This window comes from Noviherbaspirillum sp., from assembly GCF_036846085.1.
Taxonomy (GTDB): domain Bacteria; phylum Pseudomonadota; class Gammaproteobacteria; order Burkholderiales; family Burkholderiaceae_D; genus Noviherbaspirillum.
Genome location: NZ_DAIUCO010000032.1, coordinates 1 through 22,104, shown reverse-complemented (window position 1 = coordinate 22,104; position 22,104 = coordinate 1). Strand labels below are relative to the sequence as shown.

The 22,104-nt window shown below is 53.3% G+C and carries 10 protein-coding genes; 6 read left to right on the top strand and 4 right to left on the bottom strand.

Annotated elements, in window-relative coordinates:
* Positions 1–37: 37 nt before the first annotated feature.
* The 3 genes from V7080_RS06005 to V7080_RS05995 form a co-directional block, all read right to left on the bottom strand.
* Positions 38–364 (bottom strand): VanZ family protein, encoded by a 327-nt coding sequence (locus V7080_RS06005; RefSeq protein ID WP_334187499.1) that lies wholly within the window; start codon positions 362–364, stop codon positions 38–40.
* Between the two features lie 72 nt (positions 365–436).
* Positions 437–1,666, bottom strand: a complete 1,230-nt coding sequence (locus V7080_RS06000; RefSeq protein ID WP_334187498.1) for a tetratricopeptide repeat protein — start codon at positions 1,664–1,666, stop codon at positions 437–439.
* Positions 1,666–3,513, bottom strand: coding sequence for a CHASE2 domain-containing protein (locus V7080_RS05995; protein WP_334187497.1), 1,848 nt, complete (start codon positions 3,511–3,513; stop codon positions 1,666–1,668). Before V7080_RS05995 ends, V7080_RS06000 begins: the two co-directional genes overlap by 1 nt.
* Before the next feature lie 434 nt (positions 3,514–3,947).
* Between V7080_RS05995 and V7080_RS05990 the strand changes: the two genes are divergently transcribed.
* The 6 genes from V7080_RS05990 (at position 3,948) to V7080_RS05965 (ending at position 19,843) form a co-directional block, all read left to right on the top strand.
* Complete coding sequence (locus V7080_RS05990) at positions 3,948–5,282, top strand: FecR family protein (RefSeq protein WP_334187496.1); 1,335 nt, start codon at positions 3,948–3,950, stop codon at positions 5,280–5,282.
* An 840-nt stretch (positions 5,283–6,122) separates the two neighbouring features.
* Entirely contained in the window at positions 6,123–13,058 is a 6,936-nt protein-coding gene (locus V7080_RS05985; protein ID WP_334187495.1) for a DUF4214 domain-containing protein, read from the top strand.
* A gap of 142 nt (positions 13,059–13,200) precedes the next feature.
* A complete protein-coding gene (locus tag V7080_RS05980; RefSeq protein WP_334187494.1) occupies positions 13,201–14,739 on the top strand; it encodes a class I SAM-dependent methyltransferase in 1,539 nt (512 codons plus the stop codon).
* A 603-nt stretch (positions 14,740–15,342) separates the two neighbouring features.
* Complete coding sequence (locus tag V7080_RS05975; protein WP_334187493.1) at positions 15,343–17,124, top strand: type I secretion system permease/ATPase; 1,782 nt, start codon at positions 15,343–15,345, stop codon at positions 17,122–17,124.
* A gap of 77 nt (positions 17,125–17,201) precedes the next feature.
* Positions 17,202–18,488, top strand: a complete 1,287-nt coding sequence (locus V7080_RS05970; RefSeq protein ID WP_334187492.1) for an HlyD family type I secretion periplasmic adaptor subunit — start codon at positions 17,202–17,204, stop codon at positions 18,486–18,488.
* Positions 18,489–18,490: 2 nt separating this feature from the next.
* Positions 18,491–19,843: a TolC family outer membrane protein gene (locus V7080_RS05965; RefSeq protein WP_334187491.1), complete on the top strand. Its 1,353-nt coding sequence runs from the start codon at positions 18,491–18,493 to the stop codon at positions 19,841–19,843.
* Positions 19,844–20,081: 238 nt separating this feature from the next.
* Here V7080_RS05965 and V7080_RS05960 read toward each other — a convergent pair.
* The coding region (locus V7080_RS05960; protein WP_334187490.1) for an Ig-like domain-containing protein at positions 20,082–22,104 on the bottom strand (2,023 nt) is incomplete at its 5' end.

The following is a 22,104-nucleotide window of genomic DNA, read 5'->3' as shown; positions in this document are numbered from 1 at the left end:
CGAAATTCGGTCGGTCCGGTCGGATGGAAAGCGTCATCTAACGACCTATTGCCGATACGGAAATAATCGACGCTGCGGCAATGCCGGCGGTATTTGCCAGCAAATCCTTCCAGCAGAAGCGGCGGCCGGGGATCCAGTTCTGGATGCATTCGATGAGCCATCCGCCGGCGAACAGGCAAACCGTCCAGACCACGAGCTCGGTCCCGGTACTTGCAATGCGCCCTGCGAGAAGCGTCAATCCGCCGAATGCCAGGAAATGCAGAAGCTTGTCGTTGGGCAGGGGCGGCAGCATGGCGGCTGGTGCGAGGCAACCTGCCGACACTGCCAGCAAACCCAAAATCATCAATCCGATTTCCATACCCATTGCGACGTTCCCGACTGGTGCTGCAAGGTACAAGCAAATGCAATGATCAGCGTGTGGCGAAAATAGTTCCTGTTAGAAATTGTGCCACTGCCAGCTTACTTGTAGTTGCCGGCTATTATATTGAAAGACAGAAATGTTTTCGTTGTTTTTTACCTTACGAACTTCAATATAAATCGCTTGTTTGTCTGCTATCGGGAAGACGAGAGCGCCCCTGAGAACGCTGGTTTTTTGATGGCGGATCTCATCGATGAAGCCCGGAGAGTACATGGATTCACCCTGCCAGCGGTGATAACTCCAGCCGAATTCGCCAGTCAGAAAATCATTGATGCGCCTGCGCGCATGCAGGTTTGCAAACCAGCCGGTTCGATCACCGCCTGGACGGTTGGCCGCGCCGCGATCGGAAATATAGCCAACGCTCGTCTGCCCCTGCGTGCGTTCACTGTTATAGGAAAGCACGCCGCGCAGTTCGGCGGTGTTGGCATCGAAGCTCGACAGGGACGGATAATTCAGGTTCGATACGCTGGCGATCACGCTGGTCTGGAAATTGTCCGGCAGCTTGAGCGGCACGGTCACCCGTGTCTGCACCTGGCTCTGGATCTGATACAGCTTCCCGCCGAGTCCATGCAGCCCCACAAGGGCAGTGCCGCGCATCGCCCAATCGCCGATCCGCCATGGCCGTTCGACGCCGGCGACGAGCGACGACGTGCTGTAGCGGCTGAACGTATCGTTGTGCAGGGCGCGGAACTGCAGATACCCGTTGACGCCATTGGGCGTCAGCTCCCGCATGTATTCGGTGGAAAGCACGGTGTACTGATCATGCTGCGGCAGGTACTCCGGCAGCAGTTCCAGGTCGACCCGGTAGTCGCCGCTGCCGATGGTGAAGATCGGATTGCTTGCTCCCTGGTTGACGTTGCTGTCGATGCCTCGCCCAAGACTGACCGAAAACTGCCTGCGCGGCTGCCAGCCGGCGCAGCCTTCCGCGCGCTGCCGTGCGATCACTTCCAGGATGGCCGGCGGCGGCGAGAAGCGGGTCTCGATGACATTGAACAAGCGCTCCGCTTCCGCTGCCCGCCCCAGTTCGCACTGGATGATCGCGAGATCCAGCCACGCGCCCGCATGTTGCGGTTCCTGTTCGATCATGCGCGTCAGGGCATCGCTCGCATCGGTCTTGCGACCATCGGCGATCGATCGCATCGCATCCAGATACAGGTCCTGCTGCGCCAGTTGCAGCTGCGCGTGCGCGGACGCCGTGCAGACGAACAGCAGGGCGAATAAGCCCTTGGCGAGCTTGGGCAAACGCATTAGTGCAGCGACTCCAATGTATATAACGTGGTGGGCTTGCCTTTCCCGCGCAAGACAATCTCGCCCAGCAGTTTCAGTTGATGTCGTGTTGCCCTTTTTGCCGTTCCCGCGCCGATGATGATGTCGTGAGGATGATCGCGCGCGACCTGTTCCAGCCGGGAAGCAACATTGACGCTGTCCCCGACCGCCGTGTAGATACTGCGAAACGACGTGCCGAAATCGCCCGCCATCGCGATGCCGCTCTCGATACCGATCCGTACCCGTAGCGGCGCCAGGCCGGCTTCCTGCCGGATGGCGCTGAACTTGCGCACGGCTTCCACGATCTCCTGCGCCGCATCCAATGCCAGATCCGCATGATCGGCGATCGGCAATGGCGCGCCCCAGAACGCGACCAGGCCGTCGCCGGTGTACTTGTCCAGCGTGCCATGCCTCTCCAGCACCGGCCGGGTCAGGCAGGCCAGAAAATCACGCGTCAGTTGCGCAGCCTCTTCCATGCTCAACGACTCCACCTGCGTGGTATAGCCCTGCATGTCGGCAATCAGTGTAGTAACGTCCAGCCGCCTCGGAACGAGCGGATCCTTCAGGTCGAGGCGGAGCAGTTCATCGACGACACCTTTCGCAACATACTGGCGCAGCGTGCCCAGGAGCTGGCGCGATTTGCGCTGGCTCAGTTGCCAGTCGAAGGGAACGGCCACCGCCAGCAGGAACATATTCGAAATCAATGGGCCGGTCGTCGAGAAATGCGGATCGTGCGGACTGATCCAATACGCCAGTCCCAGCCAGACGATCGACGCACCCGCGAGCAGCGCCACATTGGAGACGGCGGACAGGCGGGGGAAGGTGTACGCGGCCATCACGGCGACAAGAATGGAAAATGCAATCGCGATCGCGCTGCCGGGCCAACGGGCGGGAGCCTGCCCTGCCTGCTCATCAAGCATCGTGGACAGTGCGGCGGCATGCACGAGCACGCCGCTTGTCGACGGAGAGAGCGGGGTGGCGACCCGGTCGCTCAATCCCAGTGAAGACGATCCGATCAGCACCAGGCGTCCGGACACGGCCGACGCCGGCGCGGTTGAATCCAGGATGGCCGCCGCCGGGATCACGGTATATGCCGACCAGTTCCGGCTGAACGCAACCCGCCTGAAGCCGGTGTGATCGGTATCCCGCGATTGCATTTTCGGATTGCCGCAGCATTCGAAGAGCGCCCGCGATAGCGTCGGGTACATCCGGTCCTGGAACCGGGTCAGCATCGGCAGGCGCCGGATCGTTCCGTCATCATCGGGCACGAAGCCGATATTGCCGATCTGCTGTGCCGTCGAGAGACCCGCGTGATTGCCGATGTAGCCGCTTGCAGCGGGTACGTCCAGGAGTTGATCGATCGGGTTGCCTCCGGTGACCTGCCCGACGCGCAGGGGCAGCGGGCGATCCACATAATCAAATGCCTGCGCCATCACGACCGGTCCATGCCGCGACAGCATGGCGAGCCGTGCATCGCCTGTTGAATCGGCGGGTTCGGGCAGGACCAGGTCAAGCGCCACGCCGCGCGCGCCATAAGGGCCGATCAGGTTCTCGAGCAAATCGGCTATCCGTTCTCTCGGCCACGGCCAGGGCCCCTTCGCGGCAAGGCTGCCTTCATCGATATCGATGATGGCGATGCGGTCGTCCGGTTTATCGGAAGCATGCAGACGGATGAAGTGATCGCGCAGCCATTCATTGGCAAAGTAGGATTCGGTCGGGACGGGCGTCCAGTTGGTCCATGCAGTCAGCAGGACCGCAATGAGGGCAATCATCAATCGCGCCGTGGTGACGGATGGCAGAATTGCGCGCAGGATGACCGGTAGCTTCATAAAAGATGTGATGCGACACGCGGGTGAAGAGGCGCATCACGAGTGCAAGCCCTGAATTAATAGCCGGAAAGTATAACGCCATGTCCATAGGGACACTACAGGAATGTAACGACCGGAAAGGAGTGCAATTCGCGCATTTGCAGAATGAAATTTCAATGGAACAATTCATTTACAACTTTGGACCGCTCCGCAAATCAATCACGTAACGACCAACATATAAGTTGCAGATCGATGCAGGATGCAATACATGCAACGTTGCTTACCAAGGCCGTAAGTTGTTTCGCCTTTCGTGTACTTGCTGTTGTTGTAAAAGGCAAACACCAAGTCTCGGTCAAGACAATCCGAAGGATATTTTAATTGCCTGGGTGTAAAATGTGATGGCCATCACAGAATGTGTTGCCATACGTAGCACAATGGCGACAAAGGAGAAGTCTATGTTACGTCGATTGATTGCTATTGTTGGAATGCTGGTCACGGCAGGCGTTGCGCATGCCGGCGAGGCGGGCCGCATTGTCTTCGTCGCCGGACAGGTCCAGGCTTCCAGTGGCCCGGTTGCAATGGGCGCGGCCATCCAGGAAGGCGACGAGATCAAGACCGGAGCGGATGGCTATGTTTACCTCAAGACCATCGACAACGGTTTCCTGATATTACGGCCCAGCAGCCATGCGCGCATTGTGGCATATCATGTCGACCCCCAGAATCCGGCCAACACTCGCGTCAAGCTTGAATTGCTGAGCGGCGTGGCACGAACGATCTCCGGGCAGGGCGTCAAGGACGCACGCCAGAATTTCCGTTTCAATACGCCAGTCGCAGCCATCGGCGTGCGCGGCACCGACTTTACGGTATTTACCGACCAGGAAACCTCTCGCGTGGCCGTGCTGTCCGGCGGCGTGGTGGTCAGCGGATTCGGCGGCGGATGCGGCCCGGACGGCGTGGGGCCATGCGAAGGCAGCACGAGCCTGGAATTGTTTGCGAATCAGGTGGGGCAGCTGTTGCAGATTCGCCGTGGGCAGCAGGCGCCGCAGTTGCTTCCCAGCAAGAATCTCTCGCCGGACCTGACTGCGCCTCCAAGAAGCGATGAGCCTACAGCGGGCAAATCCCCTGCCGGCAGCACGGTGCTCACGGCAAATGCATTAAATTTGGATGTGCAGAAGAGCGCCGACTTGAATGCGCTAGTCAAGCCAGGTTCGGCGCCTCCTATCACGATCCCGGAAAGACCATCAAGCGGTCCGGGAGCAGAGCCAGGTCCGATCGTTGAAGCACCGTCCAAAATTCACTGGGGGCGCTATGCCGCAATTCTCGATCTGCCCGCTTCGAAAGATGCGTCCAAGCTCGTCAATGCGACTATCGCTGTCAACCAGTCTTACTATTCCATCTACCGGGAAAAGGGGAGTGAATGGCAGGTGCCTGTGAATGGATCGATGGGATTTTCCCTGCGCGACAGTGAGGCATTCATTGTGGATGGGCCGAACAGTAAAGTAAGCGCCGCGACGATTGAAAACGCCAGACTTCAAGTGGATTTCGGCAAAGCCAGCTTCGCTACGGGATTCGACCTTGTGCACCAAAACGAACGCTTCAAAATGCAAGCGCAGGGAGAGGTATCCAAGGATGGCGGACTTTATGGAGCTAGCCAGTTCACGCCAGGAACCAACATGCTAGTAGAAGGCGTATTAAGCCAAGAAAATGGCGGAAGAGCAGCCTATGTCTTTCAAAGTCGGATTGATGCTAATCGGCTTGCAACCGGGGCAACGTTCTGGGGAAAGCAGTAGCAATATAAGCACTTAATTAAAAAGCCGCCTTTTGGCGGCTTTTTAATTATCGGTTCACAAAAAGTCTTCATTTTTAAATCGCAAGGAAAGGCAGCCATTAAAAGGGACTCATGGCTTCCCATTCCTTGTGAAGGCACTATTAAATAGAAATTTAACAAGTCCACGTCTCATAAAAGGCCTAGCCAAAAGCCATAGCATTCTCTGGAAAAATTCTGCGGGAAGTTTAAACAGCATGCTGTCGTCGTGCAAAACGTTGCCGACTGCAAAGTTGAGAGGGCGGTGCGGCTCAAAACCCTGCCTCAGCGGGAATTGCCAGAATGAATTTGCCAAAGACATTCTGTTGAAGTTGGGCTTTGTAATGTGCAAGTCTGTCAGTGCACTGAATAAGTGTCTTTAGGTAGGCAAACAAGTCCTAGCATTCTTTGAGACTACATAAGAATATGAAAAAACAACGATTAAATTGCATGGGAGAAATTTCTAGATCGCGCATTTTGACATCGCTAATAGACAGGCTATATGTAGAACTTACAAATGGCACTTTGTTATTGACTTGAGGTACATGTCCTAAAGCCTTGATTTACAAGGGCCCTACCTGATAAAGATTATCGAATTCGATAGATAAAAAGCTATTGCGCCATTGAAAATCTTTCCGCATAATCCGCCGTGGCATAGTCTGTGGCCAAAAAGCATCATTTCGATAAAGCATTTGTGGACTAATGTGATATCCGTCACATCAGCCCACAAATGACTTCTGAGATGATGCACTCGCTGTCTTGCTAGTACACAACAAGCATGCGTTGCGGCAAATTTAATTTCGATAGTCCTTCCTAGGAGTTCTAAATGGGTATTTATACCAATACAGTCCAAAAACTGTACGTAGCATTCTTTAATCGCCCAGGCGACGCAGTTGGCGTTGCTAATTGGGAAGAAGTGCTGACCAAAAACGGCGGCAACGTTGCTGCAGTAGCGGCAGCCTTCGGTGGTTCCTCCGAGTACACATCGCTGTTCGCAGGCAAGTCTGTTGAAGCAATCGTGGACACACTGTATCAAAACCTTTTTGGCCGTCCTGCAGAAGCCGCTGGCCTGCTGCACTGGTCCAAACTGGTTGCCAACGGTTCTGTAACCGTTGCAAACCTGGCTCTGACCCTGGCGAACTCCGCTCAAGGTACAGACATGGACGTCATCAACAACAAGATCGCTGCCGCAGTTGCATTCACCAATGCATGCGACACACGTGAAGAGCTGATCGGCTACTCCGGTCTGGCTGCAAACGAAGTTTCCCGCGCTTGGCTGTCGACAGTGTCCTTCACAGCTACATCGCTGACTGCTGCGACTGCAAAGATCGACGCAACTCTGGCTGAAGCAATCAGCGCAGGCAATGGCCTGCAGTTCAACCTGAAATCCGAGACAGCCGCTGGTGCCGACGTTATGCGCATCTCCGGTAATCAGACTGTCCGTATCGACCTGACCGACACCAACAAGCAGATCAAAGGTCTGGACCTGAACGGCAACGGCGTAATCGATGCAAACGGCATCGAAAACAACTCCCCGAAAGCAGCTGCCGGCTTCGAAATCGTCGATGCGTATGCACGCAATCCGAAGAACGAAGGCGACGTAAAGAGCAACTTCAAAGGCGACATCGCTTTTGACGGTACTGGCTATGCTGGCGACGGCGTGAACACCGACGGTAACATCTACCTCGGCGGTATCGGTATTGACACGGCCCTCGGCGGCATCGGTAACGACTTCATGGCAGGTGGCGGTGTTGCTTCCGGCCGTTACGTTAATGAAGTCAATGCACAAGGCAATGCTGTCATTCGTGACACACTGACCAACAAAATCGTTTCGTCCAAGTCGAGCGACATGTTGTCTGGTGGTCGTAACGCTGACTTCTTCTTCGCTGAGTTTTCTAAGCTCGACAATACTGACGGCAACGGCACCACGTACGACGGCGGCAGCACAACCGACGACGCAGCTGCCGGTCTGGAACAAGCCAAGAGCGGTGTCAACTCGCAGAACAACGACTGGCTGCTGGTTGAAGCGTCCGACGACGACGAGCCTGTGTCCATCACTCTGGGCGACGGCAAGGTCGAGACAAGCCAAGGCGCAGAAGCACGACTGAAGGACATCGAAAGCATCGACGCATCCGGTAATCTGTACGGTATGCTCAATGACGTCAACGTCAAGCTCGGCGGTCGTTCGACCGACTCGCGTTCGACAAACCCAGTTGCTGGTACAGAAAACTACGGTATCGGTTCTTCCGGTCAGCTGAATGTGACCGGTAGCACCGCAGCTAACGTGATCATTGCCGGCTACGACAACGACAAAATCAACGGCGGAGATGGCAACGACATCCTGGCCGGTGGTAACCTCAAGTACCTGGTTACACACAAGAACAATCCAAATCTGCTGAACGCAAATGGCGGTTTGGAACTGAACGTATCGAAAGTCGGCACAGTAACCGATGGTCGTGACGACCTGCTCGGTGGTAAAGGCAACGACAGCATTGTGTTCGAAATGGACGGTGGTAACATCGACGGTGGTGAAGACGTTGGTAATACGCCAACTTCAGTAGCTACAACTGGCGCTGCTGACCGTAAGGTGACCGGTGACACACTGTATCTGACCGAAACTTCTATGGGTCGCGTGCAAGGTGCAACCGCTGCTGGTGAAGCAACTGCACAAGCAGACGCGTTGGCAAAAGTCACGACCGACAAGACAGTACGTCTCGACCTCGGCAACGACTCGACAGAAACTGTTTCATTCAAGAACTACGGTGGCTCAAACGTTGCATCGCAAGACCAAACCAACTACGCAACCGGCCTGAAAGCCGTTGCAATGAAGGGCATGGAAAGCGTGATTGCAACCGGCATGGGCGCAATCGACTACAAAGCAGCTGGCGCTAACAGCCCTGAACTGACCTTCAACAACCAGCAGAACTACAAGGCAATCGATGCCGACCTGAGCCTGCGCGGTAATGCGAAGGACAACACGCTGTACGCAAATACCGGCAAAGACGTAGTGGAAGGCCGTGAAGGCGACGACAACCTCTCCGGCGGTACCGGTGACGACACATTCGTGTTCGACTTCGGCGACGGCGTGGACATCGTGCATCGTCAGAAAGACAGCAACAACGACAACCTGTGGGACGCAGATGCAAACGGCAACGGCCTGTTCGTTCAGGACTTCCGTGCACCGCAAGCTGGCGACATTGCTTCCTCCCGCTTGGTCGTTGACTTCGGTACAACCGATCTGACATCCGCAAACGTGGCGGTCACATCGTTCAACCTGAAAATCGGTGGTGTTTCCTTCAGCGTAGCTGATGCAGCAGCCCTGTCCGGCGCGAAGTCCGCAGCCGCGCTGGCAACTGTCGTCAACAACGCTTACAAAGCAATCGACGCAAACGTTTCCGTAACTGCAGTCGGTAACACACTGGTCGTTGTGGACAAGACTGGCCGCGATATCTCCGACACTATTCCAGAAGGTTATGGCGTAGGCGTCGTTCTTGGTAACGGTTCTGCTTCGACAACAGCGACTTTCGCACCTGGCGGCACACCGATCAATGTCGTTGAAAACGACAAGATCATCTTCAAGGACTATGCAAGCCGCGCAAACAACCTCGGTAAAGATGCGACTCTGCTCGAAATCGACCAGGCTGCTTCGCTGACCACTCGTTTGACAGCAACTGGTTCGCAACTGGCCCAAGCTCAGACAGTGCTGGTTCGTGTGAACGACGCTCAGCAAGGTGACAAAGTTACCGTAACTATCAACGGTAAAGAGTTCAGCTACACTGCCAAATCCACTGAAACCAGCCAGCAGGTCATCAACGGCTTGGCTGCTGTCATCAATGCTGATTTGGATGGCAACTCCGCTGCAGGTAAGGTGGTTGCAGACGCAGCTTTGGCTAATAACCCGGCCGACGGCACCAACTTCCCGAATCTCCCATTGAATGCTGAAGGCAACGCCACAGCGCTCAACGGCGCACAGTTGATCCTGACTCAGTCGAACATTAGCGGTTCCATGACGTACATGAACGTTGCTGTCAGCGTGACCAACACACTGGCCAACGGTTCGAGCGCAACTGTCTCGACTCATGATAACTCGGGTAACCACATCGACCTGTTGGGCTACGACGGCCGCAACGGCAACCTGAACGGCGATATCGTCCAGTTCCAGGGCATGACTACAGAAAGCAAATCGCTCCTGCAGACAGCCAAAAACACTGGCGAGACAATCACTGGCAAGGATGCTAACGCAGTTACAAACGCTCCAACCCAGAAGTGGATCAACGGCGACGACCTGCTGATCGGTGGTGACGGCAACGACACTATCAATGCAGGCACCGGCGACGACCGTATCTTGGTTTCGCGTGGAAATGACACTGTTGACGGTGGTGCGAACGGCGCAATGCCAGTAACGAATGGCACTTTCGTCGACACGCTGCAAGCTGAAGAGCAAACTTTCGGTGCAGGTACAAGCTTCACAGTCACACTGTCCGATACCCTCGGCGCAGTTGGCGCAGGTACAGTTCAGGCATTGGACGGCAAGGCTGCTGTTATCGGTACAACAACGTTCACGAACATCGAAACAGTTCGCGTTCTGGAAAACAACCGTACATCCACTCTGGATGTGAAGGGCCTGTCCGACAAGTTGGCAACCACCATCGGCAACAACACGTTCGCTGGCGAAGGCTTGACTGTCAACATGCTCGTGGGTAACGCAAGCGTTGAGTACACTGCTGACTTGAATGATTCGCTGTCGATCACTGGTGCCGCAGGTTCCAAATCGCCAGATTACAATCAGTTCAGAACCACTGCAACGTTTGGCACTGAGAACCTGATCACTGGTAACGCAAACGACGCGGTCAACATGGACCAGTCGCAAGTTGGTGCTAACAACAACATCAACCTGGGCGCGCAGCAAGACAACACCGTTGCAGCTACTCTGGCTGAAGGCGCTGACGCAGTGAACTACAGCCACACCGGCCTGTCTGCAGCGAACCAAGTGACAATGACCATCAAGGTCGAGTCCGCGGCAAACGTTGACACAGTATCGGCAACAGGCGGCGAGCTGCTCGGCACAACCGTGACGACAGATACGTTAACTAACGTTGAAGTAGTATCGGTTGCCAACGCTGCCCGTGCTGCTGCTGACGTGCTGGATCTGTCAGCTACTGCAGGCGCAACAGTCAACTTCGCTGCAGGTAGCGTCGGCGTCGGTCGTTCGTTCGGCGGCCAAAACAAGGCTGATTCGGTCGCCAACATCGAAGCAAACACACTGGAAGATGGCGGTATCTCGGTAACCCACGGTACACAGGGTAATGAGTTGCTGGAAGTCGTCGGTATCACACAGGTTGAGCGTATCACTGGTTCTGCAGGTGTGGATCGTGTGATCGTTGGTAACGGCTCAGCCTTCGTCAATGCAAACTTCAACACCGGCGCAGCGTTTGATGACGCAGCATTGGGCTTCAACTTCCACGGTCGTTATACGACTGCAACACGTACTTTCGACACGACAACGAAGAACATCGACAACAAAGGTCTGTATCAGTTTGACTTGGGTGACGGCGTCAATGACGCTCTCGACTATCGTCAGAGTGGTGACGGCGTCGCGGTTGTTGTTGACTTTGCAGGTGTCACTGGTGACTTCGTTGTTGTTGACGAAAACCTGGGCGGCAATTTCCAAAACGGTTCACAAGACCGTATTGATATTGCGAAGAACGTCGAGCGTTTCTACGCTTCCAGCGTTGCAACTACTAACAACGTGATCGATCTGTCGCAAGCTACTGAAGCTGTATCGGTAACTTTCGGCGCCGAGAACAAGGCCGCTGGTAACGAGTTCAAGGACCAAAATGGTATTGACGCCAACGCGGGTACTACCAAGACACCAGACGATCAGGTGACAGGTATTAACGTCAGCACAGCGACTAACGCCAGCGTTGCACGCTTCATGGAAGCTAGTGCAAACGCAGCAACAGGCACTACAGAAGCTCTGTGGGGTCGTGTTGAAGGTTCGAACCAGAACGACACTATCGTGGCATCGCAGTATCAGGATCGTTTGAATGCAAACACATTCAACCTGCGTGGCGGTTCTAACCGTGTTGATTACACCAACGCGGTGAAGGTCGGTCAAAACGATGTGTATACCCTGCTCGTATCGGATCACACCGTTGGCTTGAATACTACTTCGGCACATTCAAACATCAAGATGTCCCACACAAGCACCGATTCCGTCGGCGCGATCGTGGACACTATCAGCTTGGATCGTCAAGTTAGTACAACCAATGCAGTACTTGATGGGGCATTGACAGTGGTTGGTTCGGTTAATTCGAATGATGTCGTCGATATTTCTACCTTGGGCAAAGCTCTCGGTCTCGACAACACTCTGGCGAATGACTTGACCGGAACTAAGCGGGACGGCAGCGCAACCTCGGAAGAGGCGAACGTTACCGATATCACTGGCACGGCAAAGGGTGGTTACAACCTCGTCGATCTCGGTTCAGGCGTTGGTGTGACATCGGGACAAGTTATTCAAGATGCAGCGCTAAACTTCAAAGGCCAAACTGCGATCGACGATAACGTCATCACTTCGATCTCGAACTTTGAGCACATCGTCGGATCTGCATTCAACGACCGTCTCTTCGGTAATGACAGCAGCAACACTATCACTGGCGGCCTTGGTAACAACATCTACGTTGGTCGTGGAGGTGGCGACACACTGAATCTGTCTGCTGCAGTAGGTTCGGGTTCTGATCGCGTGGTTTACAACGCACCTGGCGATACTGCTGACGTAGCTGGTGGTACAGCGGCAAACGGCGAGTTCGATGTGATCAACGGCTTCGACACAGTTGGTGAAGACCACATTGTGTTCGACTTGACCACAACAGCAGCGAATGGTGGTTTCAACCTGGCAAACAGCTTGGTTCAAGTTGTGGACTTTGCTGTAACTAAAGCAACTATCGCAACTGGAGCAATCATTCTCCAAGAAGCGAATGGTGTAGCTGCAGATGCAGATTTGCTGACCATGACTCAAGTTGCATCCAAGCTTGCAAACGGCGGTGCTACATTCACAGCAAACGTGGCTAATGGTACGCAGGCGTTGTTCGCTGTTGAAGGTACGACGCAGACAGGTATCTATGTCTGGACCCAGGCGAATGGTGACGCAGTTGTCGATGCCGCTGAATTGCGTTTGTTGACTGTTCTTAATGGTCAAACAATCGATGCTGCTGACGCTGCTGCCACCATTGGTGTCAAGGACTTCGCGATTCGGCAAACCGCAACAGTAACTGGTGTGGCTGATACCGTGTTGTTCACAAACGGCGTGCGTAATGAAATTGCGTACACAGCGCTGGGCCAGTCGCAGTACGGTCAGATCGATACGATCGGTAAGTACGACGCTCTTGGTGCAGTGGTTAACGGTTTCGTTTCTGGTGAAGACAAGATTGATTTGTCCGGCCTGAATCTCGGCGCAACCGATGGCTTGGCTCTGAACGCGATCGTTACACGTGACCGTACTGGTGCTGGTTCGCAGATCACCGATGCGAATGCAAACGACTTCTTCTATGACGGCGGTAACGTGCGTCGCAGCGTAGTCGTAGAGTTTGACAACGATGATATTGATGGTGGCTTGGCTGGTACACAGGGACGTGCGCGGATCTTCGTTGACATGAACGGCGACGGTCAGCTCAACACGACGCAAGACCTGTTCATCGATGTTGCAACGGTTGGTACAGCTGCAAACGTACCGGTCTACACAGACTTCGTGTTCGTAGTGTAATCAGACGGAAAACGGGTGGTGGTTACATCGCCACCCGCTTCCAGTAGAATAAAAAGGGGCTTCGGCCCCTTTTTTATTTGTGCTGTTGAATGGTTAGCTAATTTTGCTAGATTTTTTATATATCTCGTATGAGGAGAATTTTATGAATTGGTCGGACGGCTACGTTGCCGATGTCGAATACACCAGCCATTATTTTGCGGAACTGGCTCCTCCCCATTTAGATTTCGCGGCACTTACCGCCGGTGTAATGCCTCCTGATCGTGAAGGCGGGCGCTTTCGTTATTGCGAGCTTGGCTGCGGTAATGGCATGTCCACCAATTTGCTTGCTGCTAGTCATCCAAACGCTGAGTTCGTTGGGATCGACTTCATGCCTGTGCATATCGCCAATAGCCGTAAGATGGCAAAGAGGGCAGGGCTAAGGAACGTGAAGTTCCTTGAACTCTCATTTGCAGATGCTTGTAATGAAAACTTTGAACAGTTTGACTACATCGTTGCCCATGGGGTCTATAGCTGGATCAGTCCACAAAATCGCCAGGAGATGGTCGAGTTTTACCGGCGATTTCTTGCCCCCGGCGGATTGGTCTATCTCAGTTACAACACTTATCCAGGCTGGGCAGGGATCGCACCTGTGCAGAAAGTTGTAAGCGAATATGCCAAAACTATTAAGGGACCAAGTCCTCAACGCGCTCGTGCCGGCTTTGAATTTGCCGCGCAATTACTTGCCAAGAATGCTACCGCGTTGCAGTTCTATCCTGGTGCTAAGCAGCAGATTGAAAAAGCACCAACGTTGGCCGCAAATTATTTGGCCCAAGAATACTTAAATGATGCTTGGTATCCGCTGTATGTAACTGATGTTATGCGTGAATTATTGCCGGCAAAGCTGGAATACGTTTCCAGCGCCACGCTTGCCGAAAACGATCTCCGCTTATTGGTCTCGGATGAGCTGGTCGCCACAATTCGCGAGCAACCGACAGAAGAGCTGCGTCAATTAGTGAAGGATCTGAGCATTAATGCACGTTTTCGACGGGACATTTATAGTCGTGGAGGCCGCAGACTCTCTGGCCTCGATCAACGCCAATTGCTTGCGGATCAAATAATTGTCCTTGCGAAATCACAGGACACAGTGACCTACACAGTTGAGCATCTGGGTCGAAAGATCGGATTCGATACGCCTCTAGCACGTAGCGTGGTTGCAGCTTTAGCAAATGGCCCAAAAGCATTGGGAGAACTAGCCGAAGTATGTGAAGGTGCTCAGGACAAAATAAGGGCGGCACTTGAAACTGCCATGATTCTTTGTATTAGCGGTCAAGCATTAATGGTCGATAGAATGCAGAGCATTAAACAAGACATGAACAAGGTTTTAACTTCAGCGGCACTTGAAGATACTGCTTGTAATGCGGTAGCAAGTGGGTTGGGTACAGGTATAACTGTGACCGCCATTGAAATGGCGCTCTTAAATTCGTCATCGAACTTCGAATCTGTTTCTGCAGGGGTCAATTTCCTAAAAACATTCGCAACTAGAAAGGGTCGAGCATTTAATAAAAACGGAAAGGTTCTGCAGGATGAAAGCGAGATGAATGATTTCCTAACAGAAGCTGTTGCAGCCGTATTAAAGAACCGCACAACAGCATTTAGACACATGGGATTGTTGCCGACAAATATAAAGTCTAAAACCGTCTAAACGAATGCGTATATCTAGATAGGGCCAACTTAACTCTCTTTTACAGTGGGATCAAAAGCGATGGAAGGTCAAAAGTAAGAACAATCTTGAATTAGCTGACCCAAATATGACGCTGCGATTATCTAATCACTTGATGTTGAATATACATAGCCCAACTGCATCTCTAGTATAAGTTCGCAAGGATTTTTAGTGCAAGGCTTTCAACATCTTTGCCCGTTCTGATTTGGCAATTTATCAGCTTCATAACATCAACACTAATAAAAGGTTGGACTTGTCCAACCTTTTATTACTTATAGCACCCAAAAAATGCATCCGTTTAGAAGTGCAATTCGGAAATTCATTATTAGATATAGCGCTGTTTACATATTCTGAAACTCAATCACTAGACGCTTATGAAGCGTCATCATGCAAAGATTTCTACACAGATCTGTCCACAAATAAAAATTTCTCCAAACACAGAACCTATAGCGATCCTGATTGCCTTATGGTAAGCTCTCGCGAATGTGATATGCGTCACATTTTTCTTGGCTTTTTGCAATTTACCGTCCTTATTTACTCTTTAAATAAGTTCATTTTGCATTTTGAGGCGCTCCAATAATACAAATGAAATCCAAATTCCATATACCGCAAAATGAAATAACGCAGGCACTTGGCACCTTCAAGGGCGCGTTTCGTACTGTTGCAGTCTTCAGCGCAATAATTAATTTGTTAATGCTCGTCCCCTCCATATACATGCTTCAGGTGTATGACCGGGTTTTGCCGAGCCGTAACGATATTACGTTGCTGATGCTTACGCTGATGATGCTAGGTGCTTTCATGATTATGGGCGCCTTGGAATGTGTTCGCAGCTTTGTCCTGGTTCGCGTAGGCGCGCGTCTCGACATGCAGTTGAACAAGCGGGTCTATACCGCGGCTTTTGAACAAAATCTGAAGAAAAGCGGTGGCAATGCCGGACAGGCGCTGAACGACCTGACCAACATCCGGCAGTTTTTAACTGGGAACGCACTGTTTGCGTTCTTTGACGCCCCCTGGTTTCCAATCTATCTGGTCGTTATTTTTCTGTTCGAGCCCTCACTCGGCGTATTCGCCCTAGTAGGCACAGCGATACTAATTGCGCTGGCTTACATCAATGAGCGTGTGTCCCGTAAGCCGCTTGCAGAGGCGAACTCGATGGCAGTCGCATCCAGCACATTGGCAACGAACAATCTGCGTAACGCCGAAGTCATCGAATCGATGGGCATGCTGCCAAATCTGATGCAGCGCTGGTTCAAATTGCATGGCCGTTTCTTGCAGTTGCAGGCAGAAGCTAGTGATAAGGCCGGTATCGTTGGTTCCATTACTAAATTTTTCCAAGTTTCGCTGCAGTCCCTGGTGCTTGGCTACGGCGCGCTTCTCGCAGTCGAAGGAAAAATTACCCCTGGCATGATGATCGCCGCTTCCATTTTGATGGGTCGTGCACTGGCACCGGTGCAGGCAGTGATCGGCGTATGGAAATCCTGGAGCAGTACTCGCAGTGCATACCAGCGTCTGGCCGATTTGCTGGAGGCAAACCCGGCGCGCGCCGTGAGCATGCCGTTGCCGGCACCGCAAGGTTATCTGCAAGTAGAAGGCGTCGTCGGCGCGCCGCCGGGTTCCGATAACTCGGTCATCAAAGGTGTCACTTTCGCTATCCAGCCAGGTGATGCGCTTGGCATCGTTGGCCCGAGCGGCTGCGGCAAGTCGACGCTTGCGCGAATGCTGGTAGGTACCTGGGTTGGCTCCAAAGGTTCGGTGCGTATCGATGGCGCCGACATACTCAACTGGAACAAGGAAGAGCTCGGTCCATATCTCGGTTACCTGCCGCAGGATATCGAGCTGTTTGCCGGAACGGTCAGCGAAAACATCGCCCGATTCGGCGAGGTGGATTCCGAAAAAGTCGTTGAGGCGGCAAAGCGTGCAGGCGTACATGAAATGATCCTGCATTTCCCGAAGGGATACGACACGGTACTTGGCGACGGCGGCGGGGGCTTGTCTGGTGGACAAAAGCAGCGCATTGGCTTGGCGCGGGCGATGTACGGTGATCCTTCGTTAATTGTTCTCGATGAGCCGAATTCCAATCTTGATGACATCGGCGAACAGGCGCTGGTCGCAGCGATCGCCGACTTGCGTCAGCGCGGCAAGACCATCGTTCTAATCACCCATCGAACCAGCATTATCGGCATCACCAACAAGCTGCTGATCTTGCGTGACGGCGTGGCGCAAATGTTTGGACCGACCGATCAGGTGCTCGCGGCACTGACTCAGGCAAACCAGCAGGCGCAGCAGCAAGCCGCCCAACAGCGCGCTCAGGCTGAAGCACGTGCTCGGCTTGCGCAAGCACCCAATACCACTGCAATTACCGAATAGGAAGAATAATGAGGAAGCTTTTTGGCGATAAGGAAGGCGCTCTAGACGTCGTCGTTCCTGAAGTGGAACCACAGAAGGTGAATACCGATGCGACAAGTCATTCCCGATTCGGGTGGTTGATCGTTTTGTTCGGTGTCGGCGGCTTTATGCTTTGGGCAATGCTGGCGCCGTTGGACCAGGGTATTCCGGTATCCGGTACGGTCACCGTGGCATCGAACCGGAAAGCGGTGCAGCATCAGACCGGCGGAACGGTGGAAGAAATACTTGTGAAAGAAGGCGATACGGTCAAGGCCGGTCAGGTACTGGTTCGCATGAACGACATCCAGGCAAAGTCCGCTGCCGAAATGTCCCGCGTTCAGTATTTCACCGCGCGTGCTGCTGAGGCACGTCTGATCGCCGAGCGGGACGGAAAGAAAACCATCGCATTTCCTCCGGATCTGGAAAGTGCAAAGAATGATCCGCGCGTTGCCAACAACATCAGTCTTCAAAGCCAGTTGTTTTCGTCGCGCCAGTCGGCACTGCAAAGCGAGATTTCGGCACTGGATGAGAGCATCGCAGGATTAAAGTCGCAGATGCGCGGTCTGGAAGAGTCCCGCGACAGTAAAAAGCTGCAGATGCAATTCTTGAAAGAACAACTGGAAGGCATGCGTGATCTCGCCAAAGAAGGATACGTCGCGCGTAACCGATTGCTGGACCTTGAACGCACCTATGCACAGCTTGGCGGCGCAATTTCCGAAGATATAGGCAACATTGGTCGTGCGCAACGCCAGATCTCTGAATTGAACTTGCGGCGCCTGCAGCGGCAGCAGGAGTATCAAAAAGAAGTCCGTGCGCAATTGTCCGAAGTACAAAAGGAAGCGGAAGCACTTGAAAATCGCCTCAAGAGTCAGGACTTCGATCTGGGCAATACACTGGTCAAGGCGCCGGTGGATGGCACGATTGTCGGTATGAATGTATTTACCAAGGGTGGTGTCGTGACTTCCGGTTTCCGCTTGATGGATGTTGTTCCAAGCGATGATCCGTTAATCATTGAAGGCCAGGTGCCGGTCAATCTCATCGACAAAGTCCACCCTGACCTTCCTGTGGACCTCATCTTCTCGGCATTCAACCAGAATAAAACGCCGCATGTGCCGGGTGTAGTGACACAGGTTTCCGCCGACCGCTTTGTGGACGAGCGAAACGGTGCACCGTACTACAAGCTGAAAGCAAAGGTGACACAAGAGGGCATGAGCATTCTGAAAGATCTGCAGGTACGTCCCGGTATGCCGGTGGAAGTGTTTGTCAAGACCGGCGAACGCACAATGATGAGCTATCTCTTCAAGCCGATCCTTGATCGTGCGAAAACTGCTTTGACCGAGGAGTAACAGTGGCACGTACTTTCAGAAGGCGTTTAGTCGCCGGCGCCGTCCTGAGCGCTCTCCTTTTGCAAAGCAGTGGCGCGTTTGCACTCGGCCTGATACAGGCTTATGAAGCGGCGCTGCAAAACGATCCGACTTATCGCGCCGCTATCCATGAGAACGACGCCGGTCAGCAGAATATCGCTTTGGGCAGAGCCAGCTTGCTGCCGACCTTGCAGGCGAGCTACTCCAACAGCAAAAATCGTGCTGACATTACTGCGCCCAATATTCTTGGGCAGCGATCGACTACGCATCCGGTGTACGACAGTTCCGGAGCGGCACTCAGCCTGCGTCAGCCGATCCTGAATTTGGAAGGCATTGCACGTTACAAGCAAGGAATTGCACAGGCAAACTATAGCGAGGCTGTGTTTTCTGTTCGATCCAAGGACTTGGTAATTCGCCTCGTGACTGCCTACGCAGAAGCGCAATTTGCCGAGGATCAACTCACGCTCTATACCGCCCAACGGGACACTTTTGCTGAACAGATGCGGGTGAATGAACGCATGTTTCAACGCGGGGAAGGTACTCGCACCGACATGCTGGAAACGCAAGCCAAATACGATATCGCTGAAGCCCAGGTACTTGAAGCGCGTGACAATGTTACGACTACACGCAATGCATTGGCAGCGATCGTCGGCATGGAAGTGACCCAGCTTGACCGTCTTTCTGATGATTTCCGTGTGGCGCCGATGGAACCCGCCAAGTTCGAAGATTGGCAGGCAATCGCTATGGATCGTAATGCGGAAATTGCCGCGCAACGCTATGCAATTGAATCCGCCCGACAGGATATTAATAGGAACCGTGCCGGGCACGCTCCACGTCTGGATCTCGTCGCAAGTCTTGGCAAAAATAAAGGCGAAACGCTCAACACATTCAACCAGGAGTCAACGAACCGCAACATCGGCGTGCAATTGACCATTCCTATTTACTCCGGAGGTTATGTAACCGCGGCGACAACGCAGTCTGCCTTTAACTATGAAAAGGCGAAAGCGAATCTTGACGCAACCACGAGTCAAGTGCTTGTTGAGTTGCGTAAGCAGCACAATTTGGTAATGAGCAGTGTTGCCAAAGTCGACGCCTTGGTGAAGTCGGTCAATTCCGCTCGTCTTCTGGTCAAAGCGACGGAACAAAGCATTAAGGGTGGCGTGCGGATCAATTTAGATCTGCTGACCGCACAACAACAGTTGTTTGCTGCTCAGCGTGATTTGGCGCAGGCGCGGTACAACTACCTGTTGAGTTACCTGCGGCTGAGAAACGCAGCTGGTACGCTGAATGCTGACGATGTGAAAAGTGTTGCTGCTTACTTCGTCGCATCAAAGTAGAAAAGCTAAGTACATGACTTGAAGCGGTCAGCGGCCCTTTCCCTAGGTGTGGATAATTCACCTCCAAGGAAATGGCCGCTAGCTACGTTGCTTCCTTTAATTGTCTTGAAGTTCTTGTCACTATGTTTCCGGCGTCGTCGTGATACCTCGCTGCATAGGGCTGTTTAGCAGATCGTCAGCCTTTTGATAACTACTTTGGCAGGCTTCGCATTGTTGTTTGATCAAAGTGCGCGCGTCGTTATGCGTAATCAATGTAGCTAATGCCGTTGCCGATCAATTCGATAGTCTGTTTCTGGTTCTCGGTGCTTTCACTGAAATAGAAAAGCACTTCAGCGCGGGATAACGTCTTGTTCTCCAAGATGGTCATCCAATGATTGAAGCCCTCTGCTTCTGGCTGGCGATGAAGCACATTGCGGTAAAGCTCAGTCACCAGATTCGCATTAGCAATGTTCTGTCCATACAGGCTCACGAATTCCGGCGAGTCGATAAAGTTTTGAGCAATCTGCGCAAGACTTACCCCATTGTCCATGGCCTTGATCTGCCATCCCAGCCCTGGTAGATCCGGCACACGATCGAATGCTGCCTTATACAGCCGATATGCTTTGCCCGCATTGCCTTCGACGTCAAATGCAACTGACTGGTCTGTGAAACGGATCCGTTCAATGTTGACTAGGGTGTCTGTTCCTTCAACACCGCTACTGTCGGAGACAGTCACGCCTGTCGCGGTTTTCGTCACAACAAAATTGGTTCGACTAGCGGTATAAATCGCGCTATCTAATCCTTCTCCACCATCCAGTTTGTCATTTCCAGCCGAACCGACCAGACTGTCGTTTCCTGCATTGCCCGAGATAGTGTCGTCGCCGGTACCGCCGGTGAGCATCTCGTCGTTCATTGACCCTGGAATAAGCTTTGACGCTTCTTGAGTGGTGAAGCTGTAAGTTCCCACACCCGCGTAGCTATTTCCCGCAAGGTCTCTTACCGCTCCTGGGCCAAGCTCCAAGGTGAAGCGGGAATTGGGGACAAGATCAAACGAGGGATCGATAGACAGTGTTTTTCCGGTTATGGTCAGTCTGCTGTTAACTGAAGCGTTAAAGATTTCCACAATCTGTCCGAAACCGTTCTTTAGCAGTATGCTTCCAGTCCCAAGCTGCATTTCTTCGCTAAAGGTAACGACAATATTTGTCGATACGTTGACGTTCTTCGAATTGTTCGCAGGTGAAACAGCCGATACAGTCGGCGCCGTTATATCTATTGGTGCCCCGGTCGTGAAGTTGTAGTTCGATTCGCCTGCAAAACTGTTGCCCGATGCATCAATGACTACGCCCGCAGATAGTTGCACGGCATATGCGGTGTTATAGAGAAAGTCATTCGTCGGATTGATGGTCAACACATTGCCCGATACCTTGACGTTGCTTGATGATGCTCCCAGTGTCTCGATGATCCTCCCCGACCCGTCCCGCAACCTGATCGTCCCTCCGCCAAGAAGCACCGACTCGTTGAACGTGATGCTGATGTTGTCATTGATGCCGACATTCTTCGCTTCATCCGCCGGGTTGAAGAAGGTGACGGTGGGCGCGATGACGTCGACCGGCGCAGATTGCGTCGTGAAGTTGTAGCTGGTTGTGCCCGCGAAGCTGTTGCCCGCCGTATCCTTGACCGATCCCGCAGCGAACTCGACCCTGTAAGACGTGCCGTAGTTCAGATCGACGCCGGGATTGATGGTCAGCGTCCTGCCGTTGAATGCTAGGTTGCCACCGAATGCCGCGTTATAGGTTTCGACCACGATGCCCGACGCGGTTTTCAGCACGATGTTGCCTGTGCCGGCCTGGATGTTTTCGTTGAAAGTGATGACGATGTTGCTGGCGACATCGACGCCGCTTGCTTCATCCGCCGGAGAGAAGTTCGATATCGTCGGCGCGATGGTGTCGAAAGGCGCCAGGGTGAGCGACGGCCCGTAGGTCGAGTTGAATCCATAGTTGCCGCGGATGCCGTCTTCGCCGTATATCCATCGCAGCGCCAGCAGGTCATATTGCTGGTACGACGTCTTGAACGCGCCCGCGTCGGTATAGGACATGACGGTGTTGTTCGTATTGTCCTGTCCCGATGGCAGCGGCGGATTGCCTTCGAAGGGGTGGTCGAGTCCCATCGCGTGGCCGACTTCATGCAGGATGGTTTCGTAGCCCCATGTGCCCGGTGCACAGTTGGTGTACACCGGGTCGTTTGCGTTGTGGAGGTAGATGTAGGCATCGATGGCATACGAG

Coding starts and splice junctions, on each gene's coding strand:
- V7080_RS05985 (WP_334187495.1), top strand. CDS start 6,123: ATGGGTATTTATACCAATACAGTCCAAAAACTGTACGTAGCATTCTTT.
- V7080_RS05975 (WP_334187493.1), top strand. CDS start 15,343: ATGAAATCCAAATTCCATATACCGCAAAATGAAATAACGCAGGCACTT.
- V7080_RS06005 (WP_334187499.1), bottom strand. CDS start 364: ATGGGTATGGAAATCGGATTGATGATTTTGGGTTTGCTGGCAGTGTCG.
- V7080_RS05995 (WP_334187497.1), bottom strand. CDS start 3,513: ATGAAGCTACCGGTCATCCTGCGCGCAATTCTGCCATCCGTCACCACG.
- V7080_RS06000 (WP_334187498.1), bottom strand. CDS start 1,666: ATGCGTTTGCCCAAGCTCGCCAAGGGCTTATTCGCCCTGCTGTTCGTC.
- V7080_RS05980 (WP_334187494.1), top strand. CDS start 13,201: ATGAATTGGTCGGACGGCTACGTTGCCGATGTCGAATACACCAGCCAT.
- V7080_RS05990 (WP_334187496.1), top strand. CDS start 3,948: ATGTTACGTCGATTGATTGCTATTGTTGGAATGCTGGTCACGGCAGGC.